Here is a 14939-nt window from a genome sequence, read left to right as displayed (position 1 = left end):
GCACTACTTACAACAACGTATATAATCCATTGCTAGTGAGAGCCTACTTACGAAAATCCTCGCGGATTTTCTATTTGGTTTTTATTTGCTAAATTACGTACTAAACCACGCAACGTATCATATACAAAACCGTTGTAAGCAATTTGACAAAAATATCGTGATAAAGAACCTGAACGAATTACATAACTTATTTTTCAACGAGTGGAGATTGCCATTTATTCGATTAGAGAACGAGAATTTAATCTCTAAATCGAATAGTATTTTACTTAATTATGTCAAGAATTTTGGTGCATTAATTGAAAAAAACAACAATCAAGACCATTTTGAAATAAGTCAAAATTCAACGGAATTAGAATTGACCAATTTCATTGCGGAAAATTCTGGAAATTGGAATATAGCTGTAAATAGAAAGAGTGATAAAATTTATTCAAACGAACATTGGTTATATACGGAAAGTGACTTTACTGATTACAAAAAATTAAACTTTGGAATTGAGGAATGTTTAATAAGTTTTAGCTTGCAAGAAGTATATTTCGAATATTGTGAAAATAATATAAAAGCAAATTCAGAACTGAATCTAAAACCGCTTTGGATTGACAAAAGATATTGCTCAAATGAAAGAACTCATAGCTTTTATTATGATTCTGAATTTAAAGCTCTGAAATTCAATCACAGTCATAATAATTTTGAAAGAATAGCATTTATAAAATAACAATAGCGGAATAAAAACTGCTTACAACACCGTATAACCGCAATTACGGCGAATTCGACTACGCCTGAATCCACGCGGCATTGCTAACGTCTGTGCTAAACCAAAAAGCCTGCGTATATTAACCAGTAACTAACCATACACAAAACCACTGTGCTACATTATTAGTATAATACATAGTGGTATAATTTTTGTGAAATGAATCACTATCAAAGTAACTTAAAACCAACTTTCTATGAAGAATTTTTTACTATTTATTTTAGGGTTATTATTTTTTATTTTAACGTCTTGTAATGATGAAGAACTTCAAGACCAACAAATTACAGATCCTGTAGAAACAGAATTAGTACTTTCAAATTATTTCCCTAATCAACCCTTTGAACAACCAGTAGATATTCAAAGTCCGCAAGACGGAACAGATAGATTATTTATTGTAGAAAAAGCAGGTGTAATAAAAGTAGTTGAAAATACACAATCTTCAGTTAGCTCAACATTTCTATCAATTTCTGATAATGTTGATGCAACTGTTGAAAAAGGTTTACTTGGACTGGCTTTTCATCCTAATTTTGAAACTAATGGTTATTTTTATATCAACTACAACCCTATAGATACGGAAGATATAGCAAGGATTTCTAGATTTAAAGTATCTAATAACAATCAAAATATTGCTGATTCAAATAGTGAATTTGTGTTACTTGAATACAATCAACCTTCTATTATACACAAAGGAGGTCAATTAGCTTTTGGTGATGATGGTTATTTATATATATCTTCTGGTGATGGAGGTAATTCAAATAATGGTCAAGATTTACAAACGTTTACAGGTAGTATTTTGCGTATAGATATAGATAATCCAGAAAATGGATTAAACTATGGAATACCTAATGATAATCCATTTTTAAATGATAACGATGCGCTTAACGAGATTTATGCATATGGATTTAGAAATCCATGGAGAATGAGTTTTGATATTGTAACTGGACAACTTTGGGTTGGAGATGTTGGTCAAAGCCAAATAGAAGAAATTGATATTATAGAAAGTGGCAAAAACTATGGATGGCGTTTTTTTGAAGGGACTGAGTGTTATTTTGGTTCTTGTGATTCATCAGGGTTGATTTTTCCTGTTTTTGAATATGAACATGATGGAGATAGTGGTTCTATTACTGGAGGATATGTGTACAGAGGAAATTTGAATGTTGATTTAATTGGTAAGTATATTTATGGAGATTTTATTTCAGGAAAAATATGGGCTTTAGATATTAATACATTTGAAAATGAATTATTATTTGATACTGAGATTGGAATTTCAACTTTTGGTGTAGATAAAAATAATGAGATTTATGTTACTGGAATTTATGATGGACTTATTTATAAGTTAGAGCAGAAAATATTAGAATAAAAAATTAACATAAAAAAATAACGAACACACAACACCCTATATAATTAATTGTTAGTTAACTGCCACTTACAAAAAATCCTAACAGGTTTTCTATTCGGTTTTTTATTTGCTAACTTTAGTACTTAAACCACACAACGAAATCACACATTAGACCGTTGCCACCAATTAGATGAAAACTCAACGAAATCAACATATTGACAAGAATGTCGTAAAAATGTCGCAAACAAACCGTTATCAAATTAATAGATTCATAAGTAGTTTTGTGGGAACAATAAACCAAAATTAATTATGAACGAAATCGGAAAAAAAATTAGAGAAATAAGAAAGCAAAAAGGACTTTCTCAAGAGGAATTAGCTGAATCTGCTAAAGTAAATCTAAGAACAATTCAACGGATTGAAAACAACGAAAGTGAACCTCGTGGAAAAACTTTGAATTTAATTTGTAAGGTTCTTGACATAAATGCAGAAGATATTTTCGACTATGGCAAACAAACCAATAAAAGCTATCTAACAATTTTTCACCTTTCTGTAATAGCATTTTTAGCCATTCCTGTTGGCAACATAATTGTCCCTCTTATTTTATGGATGAACAAAAAAGATAAAATTGTAGGACTAAAAGAAATTGGAGCAAATGTTCTTAATTATCAAATTCTATGGTCGATTATTACATTTTTAAGTATAACAATATTCGCATTTTCAAAAATTATGCATTATGGCTATTATCCTATTCTTTTTTATATTTTTATAGGACTTTATGCTTTGAATATAATATTGCCAATAACTTTTGCAATAAAAACGAGTAAAGGAAAAACAGAAAGTTTGTATCCGAATATAATTAAACTTATAAAATAGTTGGTTGCAACAAAATCATATCTAATTCATTGCTAGTTAAAGCCTACTTACAAAAATCCTAACAGGTTTTCTATTCGGTTTTTTATTTGCTAAATTAGTAACTCAAACCACGCAACGTATCATAGCCAAAACCGTTGGTATTAATATGGGAAAAAAGAAAAAACATATAATTAATTGGAACATTATTACTTTGATAACAACAACTGCTGTTGTAATTATAAGTATAGTTCTGAATTACAATCAATGAGAAATTAGCATTCTTCAAAGTGAATTAAATCGCTCAGAAAATCGCATTAATGAATTAGAGGCTGTATTAGACCCAAGTTGGCACATAAAATATAATAACCAAAAAAATTATTACGAAAACGAAATAAATAGTAAGGAATCGGTAATTAATAAAAAAGATAAATTACTATCTGAATTACAATCGAAAAATGGATTAATACTTTCTAAAGACCAAAAAGTTGAAATAGTTAAAACATTAATGGCTTATCCGAAAGTTTTGGAAGAAATTAAAGTTTTGGAAGAATTAAATAATACTGCTGAAAAAATAATTAAAATTCAAGAAGAAATGTTAGCTATTAAAAACGCTGTTTCGGTAAAAGAAAACAACGGAAAATCAAATAAAATTTTATATATATTATTAATATTATTTGGAATAGCAGGCTTGTTTTCAGCTTTTATGATTTATAAGAAAACTGAAAAATAAAAATCCCACTGCCAACATCTTGTAAAATTAATTGCTTAAACACTAACTAAACCCAATCTAAATCTTACTAAATAAAAAATTGGCTAATTTCAACTTCTAAAACCTCAACCGTTAATAGTATTTGAGTTTTTTTATTTATTACAGACTATTATAATAACTTTATAAACATATATTTAATATTATTTACCAACTATACACTACAATTTTACGCTTTAACAAAATATTGGCACTAAAACACAACCACTAACAACTTGAATTACAATTAATTAAATAGTATGTTTTTTAATAAATTGCCATTCGGTATTTATTTTCTAAATTAGTTACTTTAAAATGCAAAAAAAGCATATAAAAATAGGGTGTTCATATATTAAAAAATGAAGTTATTAAATAAAAAGTATTGCTGGGATGGTTACTGGGAAACGTGTTACCTACTGTCAGAATTTAATCCAGATGAAGAAATTGATATTCAATTTGAAGATGAATTATCTGAAGAACCAGAACCCAAAATGGCACAATTAAATGCCATGACTTTTATTATTAATAATCAAACAAAAATTTTAAGCAGTTTATATAATAGTTTTTTAGCTGAATATGATAAATGGAAAGTAATTTACGAAGACCATTTACCAGTAATGAGAACCGCATGCGATGTTAAAGATCACATTAAGATATCCTCAATATATATAGATATACCAGAAAAAAACGGGCAAGCATATATTGGGTATTGCGGCAGCTGTTCTTGGGATGATGAACACGGTATTGGTTTTTACACGCATAACTTAGATGTTTTAGAAATAGGAGAATCGTCTGTTGGGTTTAGTGGTGTATGGAACGCTTACAAAGATTTAGGTATAGAAAAACAAATAGAGTTTGAAATTGAGGAAAATAAAAACAACCCAAAATTTCCTAAAATATATAAACCGCACCATACTTATGGGCTAAAACCTTCGCAAGAAGAAGCAAATAAAGGATATTATTACCATTTAATTGAAAGAGGTTTTAATGAAGCTTTTATAAATCACTTTAATCAAGGCGATATAAATACAGAAACAAGAACTGGCTATATAAACATTTCGTTTTTAGAAAGAGCTTGCCAAATAAACAATAATGAAATAGTAGAATTTTTACTATCAAAAAATCCTATTGAAACAAAAGGCTGCTTAAAACAAGCGTGCTATAATTTAAACTTACCTATAATAAAAATGCTAGTAGAACACGGCATAGATATTAACGAACAGGATGAATGGTTTAAAGACTACCCAATACAAAATGTTATTTCTTCAATTGGTAGGTTAGTAAGTAATAACGAACCGCAAGAGAAGTATTTGCAAGCACTTAACACTTTAAAGTGGATGTTAAATAATGGCGCTAACTCTAAAATTATTTTAAAACCAGCAAACGAGTTTGATAAATTAGAGTATAGCTTTTTAGACGAAAAAACCCGTAAAGAAATACTTAAAATAATAAGATCACACTAAAAACAACTATTTGTGTGTTAAAACACATTTAGTATTCTGTTTTTTAGTAATTTAAATTTTACTCTTTTAGCAACGTATCTACAAATTGAGTAAATTCTGTTTTAAATTCTGTAAATTTTTCTCCGGTTGCAGGACCATTAAAACCTGTATGAATTTTTCTTACTTTACCTTTTTTATCTACAAACACAGTTGTAGGATAACTTAATACATGGTTTAGCATTGGTAATTTTTCTTGCGCCTTTTGTTTACTTGTACTTCCTGTTTGCGCTAATAAAACTGGATATGTAATATCTATTCTATCTTGTAAGCGTTGTATTCCTGCGAAAGCTTTAGCCTCGGTTTTAGCATACTCAAATGCCAAAGCTACAATCTCTAAACCTTTATCTTTATTGTCTTTATAAAATTGAGCGTAGTATTTACTTTCATCTAAGCAATTAGGACACCAAGTACCCATAATTTGAACCAATACCACCTTATTTTTAAATTGCTCGTCGCTTAAAGAAACCATATTCCCATTAGCATCTGGAAACGAAAATGCTAAACTATCATAACCTTCATTTAAATAAGTTAAATCGTCTGCATTTGCTAATTCATAGTTCTCGTTTCTTTTTGCTACAAATGGTTCTTTCCAATGGTTTCCAGAGAAAAACGTACCTTTTATTGTAGAATCTGTAACTTTTCCTGTAAACAAAAATGCATGAGCACCATCAAAAGCAGATAGTTTTAAATCGTTTCCTGTAATAACACCTTCTAAAAATCGATAATCTCCGGTTTCTGTTCTAAAAGTACCTGTAACAACATTACCGTCTTGCTTAAAAATACCTTTTGCTACGTAGCGATCTGCAGCAGTCTCTGGACTAAATACAGTTTCCCAGTTTCCAGAAATATTGGCTTCAGCTTTAGCATCAACATCAAATCTTGATTTACTTTTTTTAGCTGTAAATGGTACGACTCTATTTTTACCTTCAACAATAAAATTTCCGTTTAGCGTTTCATCTTCAATTTTAGCTGCTAAAAGCGCTTCAAATACAGGCATTTTTATAAAAACAGAATCGTTTCTGTATTCTATTTCATCTACCTCAATTTCCTCTTCAGCGTTAAAAACGGTTAAATTATTTGCATCTTTTACTTTAAATGTAAACGGAAGAACATCTGTATTGCTCACCTGTAATTCAGCTCTATAGTCTCCATTAGACAAAAATTCTTGTGAAGATTTTTCTTCACACGAAAAAATAATGATGAAAGCTAAAAGTATTAATGATTGTCGCATTTGTAAAGTGTTTAAATATTATTCGAAGAAACAACAAAATACTAACAAAAAAAAGCAATTTTATTGCACAAAAAAAAAGCATTACATAGGTAACACTTTTCTTATTGGTTAAGCATAATAAATTATTCGTCCACCAACTTACCTTTTAATACTGGTTTATCATCATCATCTTCTAAATCTTCTTCTTCAATAATTTCAATTTCTTTTTTGTTAGTTCCTTCACCATTAACTCTGTTTGGCTGTACTTCTATTTTAGTATCAACTTGTTTCTCTTTAATGGGTTTAATTTCAACCTCTTTTTTAGTTTCTATTTCCATGGTATCTTCATCATCCATTTCAATTTCCGTTTCTACCGTTTCTACTTTCTTTTTATCTTCTTGAGCGACAACAAACTGTGTTCCTGCAAATAGTAAACCTATTACAAGTAACATTATTAATTTATTTTTTTTCATGACTACTATGTTTTTAAATTAGTTGTTAATATTTAATTAATTTACGATTTATTTAACCATTTAGACGTTTTATCTACAATATTTAACACTGTCACACAAATTATACTGTAATTTATAACATAAAAGCCTTTTCTAAAATTTAAAGTACACTTAAGTATTACTATATTTGCGGTTTCTAATTATGTTAAAATGAAGATTTCTTACAACTGGATTAAACAGTTTTTAAAAATAGATTGGCCTACAGAACAAACAAGTGAATTGCTTACAGATTTAGGTCTTGAAGTTGAAGGCTTAGACACTTACCAGAGTATAAAAGGTGGATTACAAGGAGTTGTAGTTGGCGAAGTTTTAACTTGCGAACAACATACAAACGCCGATAAATTAAAGGTTACCACTGTGAATATTGGTACAGGAGATCCTGTACAAATAGTTTGTGGAGCACCAAATGTTGCTGCTGGACAAAAAGTACCCGTTGCTACTATTGGTACAACTTTATATACAAATGAAGGAGAAGCATGGACTATTAAAAAAGGCAAAATAAGAGGTGAAGAAAGTCATGGTATGATTTGTGCTGAAGATGAATTAGGCTTAGGAACATCACATGACGGTATTATGGTATTAGCAGAAGATACCGTTGTTGGAACGCCTTGTGCAGATTTGTTTAAAATTGAAAACGATTATGTTTTTGAAATTGGTTTAACACCAAATCGTGCAGATGCCATGAGCCATTTTGGTGTTGCTAGAGACCTAAAAGCTGGTTTACAACATAAAGACATTAATTTAGAGTTAATAACACCATCTGTAAGTTCTTTTCATGTAGACAGTAGAATTTTAAAAATAGATGTTGATGTTGCTAACAAAGAGTTAGCACCACGTTATTGCGGCGTAACCATTTCTGGTGTAAAAGTAGCAGAGTCACCAGATTGGATTAAACACCGTTTAAAAGCTATAGGTTTATCACCAATAAATAATATTGTAGATATCACTAACTACGTTTTGCACGAGTTAGGCCAACCACTCCACGCCTTTGATGCTAATAAAATTTCAGGTAATAAAATTGAAGTTAAAACACTAGAGAAAGGAACAAAATTTACCACTTTAGATGGTATTGAGCGCGAATTACACGAAGATGATTTAATGATTTGTGATACAGAAAAACCACTTTGTATTGCAGGTGTTTTTGGCGGATTAGATTCTGGAGTAACACAAGGCACTACTAACATTTTTTTAGAAAGCGCTTTTTTTAATCCTGTAAGTGTTAGAAAAACAGCAAAACGTCACGCTCTAAATACAGATGCATCTTTTAGATTTGAAAGAGGTATAGACCCAAACATTACAGAATATGCGTTAAAACGCGCAGCATTATTAATTCAAGATATTGCTGGAGGAGAAATTACTAGTGATGTATCTGATGCTTACCCAAATAAAATTGAAGACTTTCAAGTACATTTAACTTTTGATAAAGTAACAAAATTAATAGGTCAAGAAATACCTAAAGAAACCATAAAAAGCATTTTATCATCTTTAGAAATTAAAGTTAATAATGTTACCGAAACTGGTTTAGGCTTAACCATTCCAGCATTTAGAAATGATGTGCAACGAGAAGCAGATGTAATAGAAGAAATACTACGTGTTTATGGTTATAATAATATTGTAACTACAACAAAATTAAATGCATCAATATCTAATGCTTCAAAATTTGAAGATTATAAGCTTCAAAATGTAATAGGAAACCAATTAGTATCTCAAGGTTTTTACGAAATTATGGCTAATTCGTTAACAAACCCTAATTATATTTCTTTAAGCGAGCAATTAAAAGAAGAGCATAATGTTACAATGCTTAATCCCTTAAGTAAAGACTTATCTGTTTTAAGACAGTCATTATTATTTTCTGGATTAGAAGCTATTTCATATAACATAAACCGAAGACAAAATAATATTAAGTTTTTCGAATTTGGTAAAACATACCATAATTATAATGGCAATCGTGAAGAGCCAAAACACTTAACACTATTAATCACAGGAAATAAAACCGAAGAAAATTGGTTTTCTGCAAGTGAAAGAAGCTCTTTCTTTTACCTTAAAGGCACAGTAGAAAGTATTTTAGACCGTTTAGGTATTTCTAGATATCGTGCAACTACTGTAAAAAGCGATTTATTTTCTGAAGGTATACAATACAGCCAAGGCAAAACAGTATTAGTAGACTTTGGAATAGTAAAATCTAAAATTGCAAAACATTTTGATATCTCTCAAGAAGTTTTATTTGCTAATTTTAATTGGGATAATATAATTGAAGTTGCTAAACGTAATAAAATAAAATTTACACCAATACCTAAATACCCAGAAGTTAGAAGAGATTTTGCACTATTATTAGATAATAATGTAACTTTTGATGATATAAATACTATTGCTAGACAAACAGAAAAAAAATTATTAAAAAAAGTTAATTTGTTTGATGTTTATCAAGGTAAAAACCTACCTAATGGTAAAAAAAGTTACGCTGTGAGTTTTACTTTTTTAGATGAAAATAAAACCTTAACAGATAAAGTAATAGACAAAATAATGAGCAAATTACAATCTAATTTTGAAAACAAACTAGGAGCAGAACTAAGGTAGTTTTTATAATTATTTAATTATGATGCAGTTTACTAAGTGCGCTATTTATATTATAATAGTATGTTTCTCTATTACCGTAAATGCGCAAAACAAAACAGAGAAAAAAAAGGACTCTACTTCAATTGGTAGACTTTTTATTGAAGATGGAAAAAATGCTGTACTAAGTGCTAAGCATGCTTTTTTAAGACCGCTAAGTTGGGATAAAAAAGATTTTAAAACATTAGGTACTGTTGTAGTAAGTACGCTAGCTTTAGCAACTGTAGACGATGAAACTAGTGCTTATTTTACTAGACAGAAACCACCAAAATTATTTCAAGAAGTTGGAACACGCTTTGGAAGCCCACAAGTATATTTTATTGCAAACGCGGGATTATATGGCTATGGACTTTTTACCAAAAATGAAAAAATTAGAAAAACAAGTGTTCTTATTATTTCATCATCATTCACAACAGGAGTTATACAAAGTTTAAGTAAAACAGTATTTGGTAGAGCAAGACCTGGAAATGGTTTAAAAAGTAATGAGTTTCAATTTTGGTCTCACAAACCTTCTCACCACTCTTTTCCGTCTGGACATACTGTATTGTCTGTAACAATGGCACACTCTATAGCTAAACAGTTTGAAAATACTTGGTCTAAAGTTGGCGTTTACGCTTTAGGCTCTATTGCTCCTATCTCAAGATTATTTGTTGGTGCGCATTGGCTTACAGATGTTGGCGTTGGTGCTGTATTAAGTATTGTTGTGGTTGATAGTATTGATAAATTTTTATTTAACTCTAATGCTTACGATTACCCTAATAAAAAGAAAAACAATATCTCTTGGAATATTAGTTTTACAGGAAATCAAATTGGTTTAATTGGTACTTTTTAAGCTTAATCTCAATTATTTTTATTCTACAATACCATAGCTTTATTTTTATAAAAACAAATGTAACGCTCCAATAAACAACCGCATAAACAACTCATTTAAAACATGTTAATTTATATGTTTTTATATTTAACACATTTTAACGTAAGTTTTATAACCAATGGCGGTGAAAAATTCGTAACTTATAATTGATTTAAAATTAAAGATTATGGATTCAAACTATGTAAAAATATATACAGGCAACACAATTATTGTTCAATTAATAAGACAACGTCTACAAGATATAGGTATTAATCCCATAATAAAAGACGAAACTGAATCTGGACGTTTAGCAGGATTTGGTACAACGTTACCAGGGCAACCAGAAGTTTATGTTCACGAAAGCGAGTTAGACAAGGCTGTTAGAATTGTAGAAGCTGTAAGAGGCGAAATGGAAGCTAATAATTAAACAACTAAAATATAAAAAGCCTCAAAAATAATTTTTGAGGCTTTTTTTGTACTATAAACAATAGTTTCTATTATGCTTTAACGGTATACATTTTTTCACGTAATTCTTTTACGCTAGCATCTTGCATATACTCATCGAAAGTAGTATATCTATCTATAACACCATTTGGAGTAAGCTCTACTACTCTATTTGCAACTGTTTGTGCAAATTCATGATCATGAGTTGTAAATAAAACCGTGCCTTTAAAGTTTTTAAGCGAATTATTAAAAGCTGTAATACTTTCTAAATCCAAGTGGTTTGTAGGTTCATCTAATTGTAAAACATTTGCTCTTGTCATCATCATTCTAGATAGCATACAACGTACTTTTTCTCCTCCAGATAATACAGAAGATTTTTTAAACGCTTCTTCTCCACTAAAAATCATTTTACCTAAAAAGCCTCTAATATTAACTTCTTCACGCTCTTCTTCAGTTTGAGCCCATTGGCGTAACCAATCTATTAAAGTTAAATCGTTATCAAAAAACTCACTATTATCTAATGGTAGATATGATTGTGTAGTTGTCACTCCCCAAGCAAATTTACCAGAATCTGCTTCAGCTTTACCATTTAAAATTTCGTAAAATGCTGTTGTGGCTCTAGAGTCTCTAGAAAACACAACAACCTTATCACCTTTAGCAAGGTTTAAATCTATATCCTTAAATAAAATATCACCATCTAAAGAGGCAGTAAGACCTTCAACATTTAATATTTGATCTCCAGCTTCTCTATCACGTTCAAAAATAATGGCAGGATAACGACGACTAGTACGTTTAATATCTTCAATATTAAGTTTTTCAATCATCTTTTTTCTACTTGTTGCCTGTTTACTTTTGGCTACATTGGCAGAAAAACGACGAATAAACTCTTCAAGTTCTTTTTTCTTTTCTTCAGCTTTTTTGTTTTGTTGTGCATGTTGTCTTGCTGCTAATTGAGAAGACTCATACCAAAACGTATAATTTCCTGAGAAATGGTTAATTTTTCCGAAGTCAATATCACTAATATGTGTACAAACAGCATCTAAAAAGTGCCTGTCGTGAGAGACTACAATAACACAATTATCGTAATTCGCTAAAAAGTTTTCTAACCAAGCGATTGTTTCGTAATCTAAATCGTTGGTAGGCTCATCCATAATAAGAACATCTGGATTTCCAAATAGTGCTTGTGCTAATAAAACACGTACCTTTTGTTTACCATCAAGATCACCCATTACAGTATAATGTAACTCTTCTTTTATACCTAGATTTGATAGCATTGCTGCAGCATCACTATCTGCATTCCACCCATTCATTTCTTCAAATTGCACTTGAAGCTCTCCAATTTTCTCGGCATTTTCATCTGTATAATCTGCATATAAAGCATCAATTTCTGCTTTAAGCTTATAAAGTGGTTTGTTACCTTGTAATACTGTATCTAAAACGGTATCTTCATCATGCTTATTATGGTCTTGCGTTAGAACAGACATACGTTTACCTGGTTCTAAATGCACATGGCCAGATGTAGGTTCTTGTTGTCCCGAAATAATTTTTAAAAATGTAGATTTTCCGGCACCATTAGCTCCAATAATACCGTAGCAATTACCGTTATTAAAAACTGTACTTACCTCGTCGAAAAGAACGCGTTTTCCAAATTGAACTGAAAGATTTGAAACTGATAACATGACTTACTATTTATTAATTTAACCTTATGCAAATTGCTATAAAGTTTAAGGCTGCAAAAGTAATTAATATCTTTGGTTTCGTAAAACAAATGCCTTATAACTATAAAAAAATTCTTATAATTGTGAGTTTAACTTAAGTTTCTATCAATTTAACAACGCCTTAACACCTTTGCAATAATTCAAAACATACTTTTGTTTGATTGCAATTTTTGGAATTATATTAAATGAATTTTAGATTACTCTACATACTATGCTTCTTTACTTCTATTTTTACTTCGTGTGAAAATGATAAAAAACCCGAAAGCACGTCGGCTTTTTTTGGTGGTAAAATAGTTAACCCTTATTCTAGCTACATTGTTTTATCTAAATCTAGAAAAGTAATTGATACTATTAGATTAGATGAGAAAAACCGTTTTGCTTATAAGATTAAAAACGTAAAGTCTGGATTATACCAATTTTTTGATGGCAAAGAGTTACAAACTGTACTTATTCAACCTAATGACAGTTTACTTTTAAGATTAAATACTTATGATTTTGACGAATCTTTAGTTTATTCTGGTATTGGTGCTAAAGAAAATAATTTTTTAATGGAATTATTTTTACTTAATGAAGAGGATGAAAAAAACACATTAGCACTTAGTCAACTCATGCCAGAGGCTTTTGAGCAAAGATTAAATGCTTTACGTGACGATAAATTAAAAAAACTAGAGCGATTTAAAGCAAAGTATAAAACAACTGCGCTGTTTGATAAACTTGTTGAAGGTAATATTAATTATAAATACTACTCATCTAAAGAAGTTTATCCTATTGCAAACTACAGCAAGTCTGAAAAACATATGCTAGAAATTTTACCTGAAGACTTTTACAGCTACAGAGATGATATTAATTATAATGATGATATTTTAAAAGATTATCCTGCATATACTTCGTTTTTACGTTTTCACTTTAACACTTTAGCATTAGAAGAACATTTTAAACATAGTAGCGATACAAATTACAATGAACTGTCTTTAGAGTATAATTTAGATAAACTTAGAATTATAGATGAAAAGGTAAAAAATAAATCTATAAAAAATAGATTATTATATTCTGCTACAATGCGTTTTATAAACAACTCTCATAAAACTGAAGAATATTGTAGTATTTTAAATTCGTTTATAGAAAAAAGCTCTAACAAAAAGCAAATTACAAGAGCACAAAATGTTGTACGATCTTATCAACGTTTAAAACCTGGTAATAAAATACCTAACATCACGCTTTTAAATACAAGTGACAAAGAGCTTGACTTAATAAGCTTAATAAAAAAACCAACTGTAATATATTTTTGGACTAAAACTAATAAAAACCATATTACAACGTCACATAAACGTATTAAAGAATTAAACGCTAAATATCCAGAAGTTGAATATATTGCTATAAATATAGATTCTATATCTTATGCTAACCAAAAGAAGGTTTTAAATCACTTTGATTTGAGAATTCATAATGAGTATAGACTTAAGTCACCATCTAACGCTATAGATTCTTTATCTATAAAACCAATTAATAACGTTTATATAGTTAATAAGAAAAGTGAGATTGTAAACCCTAAAGCAAATATATTTACAATACAGTTTGAACAAGAGTTACTTGAAGTTATAAATCATTAGTTACTTAAATTAAATACAAAAAAAGCCTCAACATGCAGTTGAGGCTTTTTTTGTAAATGAAAAGAAAATTAATTTCCTTTTTTATAATCTTCTAAAAATTTAGCTAAACCAATATCTGTTAATGGATGTTTAAGTAATCCTTCAATAGAACTTAATGGACCAGTCATAACATCGGCTCCTAATTTAGCACAATCAATAACATGCATTGTGTGACGTACAGATGCTGCAAGAATTTGAGTTTCAAAAGCATAATTATCGAAAATATGTCTAATTTCTGCAATAAGATTTAAACCATCTGTAGAGATATCGTCTAAACGACCAATAAAAGGAGATACATACGTTGCTCCTGCTTTTGCTGCTAATAAAGCTTGACCTGGAGAAAACACTAAAGTTACGTTAGTTTTAATTCCTTTATCGCTAAAATATTTACATGCTTTAACGCCATCTTTAATCATTGGTAATTTAATTACAATTTGCTCATGTAATTCTGCTAAAGCTTCTCCTTCCCTAACCATACCTTCAAAATCTGTAGAGATTACCTCGGCACTTACATCACCAGACACTAAGTTACAAATGTCTACATAATGTTTTAAAATATTATCTGTACCAGTAATACCTTCTTTAGCCATTAGTGATGGGTTTGTAGTTACTCCATCTAAAATTCCTAAATCTTCGGCTTCTTTAATTTGAGCAAGATTTGCTGTGTCTATAAAAAATTTCATATTAAATATTTAGTTGTGTTTGTAATAATAGCGCGAAGTTACAACTTCTTACTATTTTTAAATAGAAAATGATA

The 14939-nt window shown here is 29.6% G+C and carries 13 protein-coding genes; 9 read left to right on the top strand and 4 right to left on the bottom strand.

The features are described 5' to 3' along the window. Positions 1–208 precede the first annotated feature (208 nt). From BM549_RS13255 to BM549_RS13235, 5 genes are all read left to right on the top strand, one after another. Positions 209–712 carry a hypothetical protein gene (locus BM549_RS13255; protein WP_115839513.1) on the top strand — a complete coding sequence of 168 codons (504 nt, stop codon included), beginning with the start codon at positions 209–211 and terminating at the stop codon, positions 710–712. Between the two features lie 232 nt (positions 713–944). Beyond that, entirely contained in the window at positions 945–2108 is a 1164-nt protein-coding gene (locus BM549_RS13250; protein ID WP_290470703.1) for a PQQ-dependent sugar dehydrogenase, read from the top strand. Between the two features lie 288 nt (positions 2109–2396). Further along, positions 2397–2960, top strand: a complete 564-nt coding sequence (locus tag BM549_RS13245; protein ID WP_290470702.1) for a helix-turn-helix domain-containing protein — start codon at positions 2397–2399, stop codon at positions 2958–2960. Between the two features lie 502 nt (positions 2961–3462). After that, positions 3463–3669: a hypothetical protein gene (locus BM549_RS13240; RefSeq protein WP_290470701.1), complete on the top strand. Its 207-nt coding sequence runs from the start codon at positions 3463–3465 to the stop codon at positions 3667–3669. 374 nt (positions 3670–4043) lie between these two features. Then, entirely contained in the window at positions 4044–5147 is a 1104-nt protein-coding gene (locus BM549_RS13235) for an ankyrin repeat domain-containing protein (RefSeq protein ID WP_290470700.1), read from the top strand. 58 nt (positions 5148–5205) lie between these two features. Here BM549_RS13235 and BM549_RS13230 read toward each other — a convergent pair whose 3' ends face one another. Continuing rightward, the gene (locus tag BM549_RS13230; RefSeq protein ID WP_290470699.1) at positions 5206–6417 is read right to left on the bottom strand and encodes a TlpA disulfide reductase family protein; all 1212 of its coding nucleotides are present in this window, start codon (positions 6415–6417) and stop codon (positions 5206–5208) included. Positions 6418–6539: 122 nt separating this feature from the next. Further along, positions 6540–6869 (bottom strand): hypothetical protein, encoded by a 330-nt coding sequence (locus BM549_RS13225; RefSeq protein WP_290470698.1) that lies wholly within the window; start codon positions 6867–6869, stop codon positions 6540–6542. 189 nt (positions 6870–7058) lie between these two features. Between BM549_RS13225 and pheT the strand changes: the two genes are divergently transcribed. From pheT to BM549_RS13210, 3 genes are all read left to right on the top strand, one after another. Next, the gene (pheT, locus tag BM549_RS13220) at positions 7059–9485 is read left to right on the top strand and encodes a phenylalanine--tRNA ligase subunit beta (RefSeq protein WP_290470697.1); all 2427 of its coding nucleotides are present in this window, start codon (positions 7059–7061) and stop codon (positions 9483–9485) included. A 19-nt stretch (positions 9486–9504) separates the two neighbouring features. Continuing rightward, on the top strand, positions 9505–10353 hold the full coding sequence (locus BM549_RS13215; RefSeq protein WP_290470696.1) for a phosphatase PAP2 family protein: 849 nt from the start codon (positions 9505–9507) through the stop codon (positions 10351–10353). 205 nt (positions 10354–10558) lie between these two features. Further along, the gene (locus BM549_RS13210; RefSeq protein ID WP_290470695.1) at positions 10559–10798 is read left to right on the top strand and encodes a DUF2007 domain-containing protein; all 240 of its coding nucleotides are present in this window, start codon (positions 10559–10561) and stop codon (positions 10796–10798) included. Positions 10799–10868: 70 nt separating this feature from the next. Here the strand turns inward: BM549_RS13210 and BM549_RS13205 are convergent, their stop codons facing one another. Further along, positions 10869–12494: an ABC-F family ATP-binding cassette domain-containing protein gene (locus tag BM549_RS13205; RefSeq protein WP_290470694.1), complete on the bottom strand. Its 1626-nt coding sequence runs from the start codon at positions 12492–12494 to the stop codon at positions 10869–10871. A 224-nt stretch (positions 12495–12718) separates the two neighbouring features. Between BM549_RS13205 and BM549_RS13200 the strand changes: the two genes are divergently transcribed. Then, complete coding sequence (locus tag BM549_RS13200; RefSeq protein WP_290470693.1) at positions 12719–14143, top strand: redoxin domain-containing protein; 1425 nt, start codon at positions 12719–12721, stop codon at positions 14141–14143. 68 nt (positions 14144–14211) lie between these two features. On the opposite strand, the gene fsa is transcribed toward BM549_RS13200, so the two are convergent. Further along, positions 14212–14865 carry a fructose-6-phosphate aldolase gene (gene fsa, locus BM549_RS13195; RefSeq protein WP_290470692.1) on the bottom strand — a complete coding sequence of 218 codons (654 nt, stop codon included), beginning with the start codon at positions 14863–14865 and terminating at the stop codon, positions 14212–14214. Positions 14866–14939: the final 74 nt, after the last annotated feature.

Source organism: Lacinutrix sp. MedPE-SW, from assembly GCF_001874145.1.
Classification (GTDB): Bacteria; Bacteroidota; Bacteroidia; order Flavobacteriales; family Flavobacteriaceae; genus Lacinutrix.
Note: the sequence above shows the minus strand (reverse complement) of the source record. Positions and strands in the feature narration are given on the sequence as shown.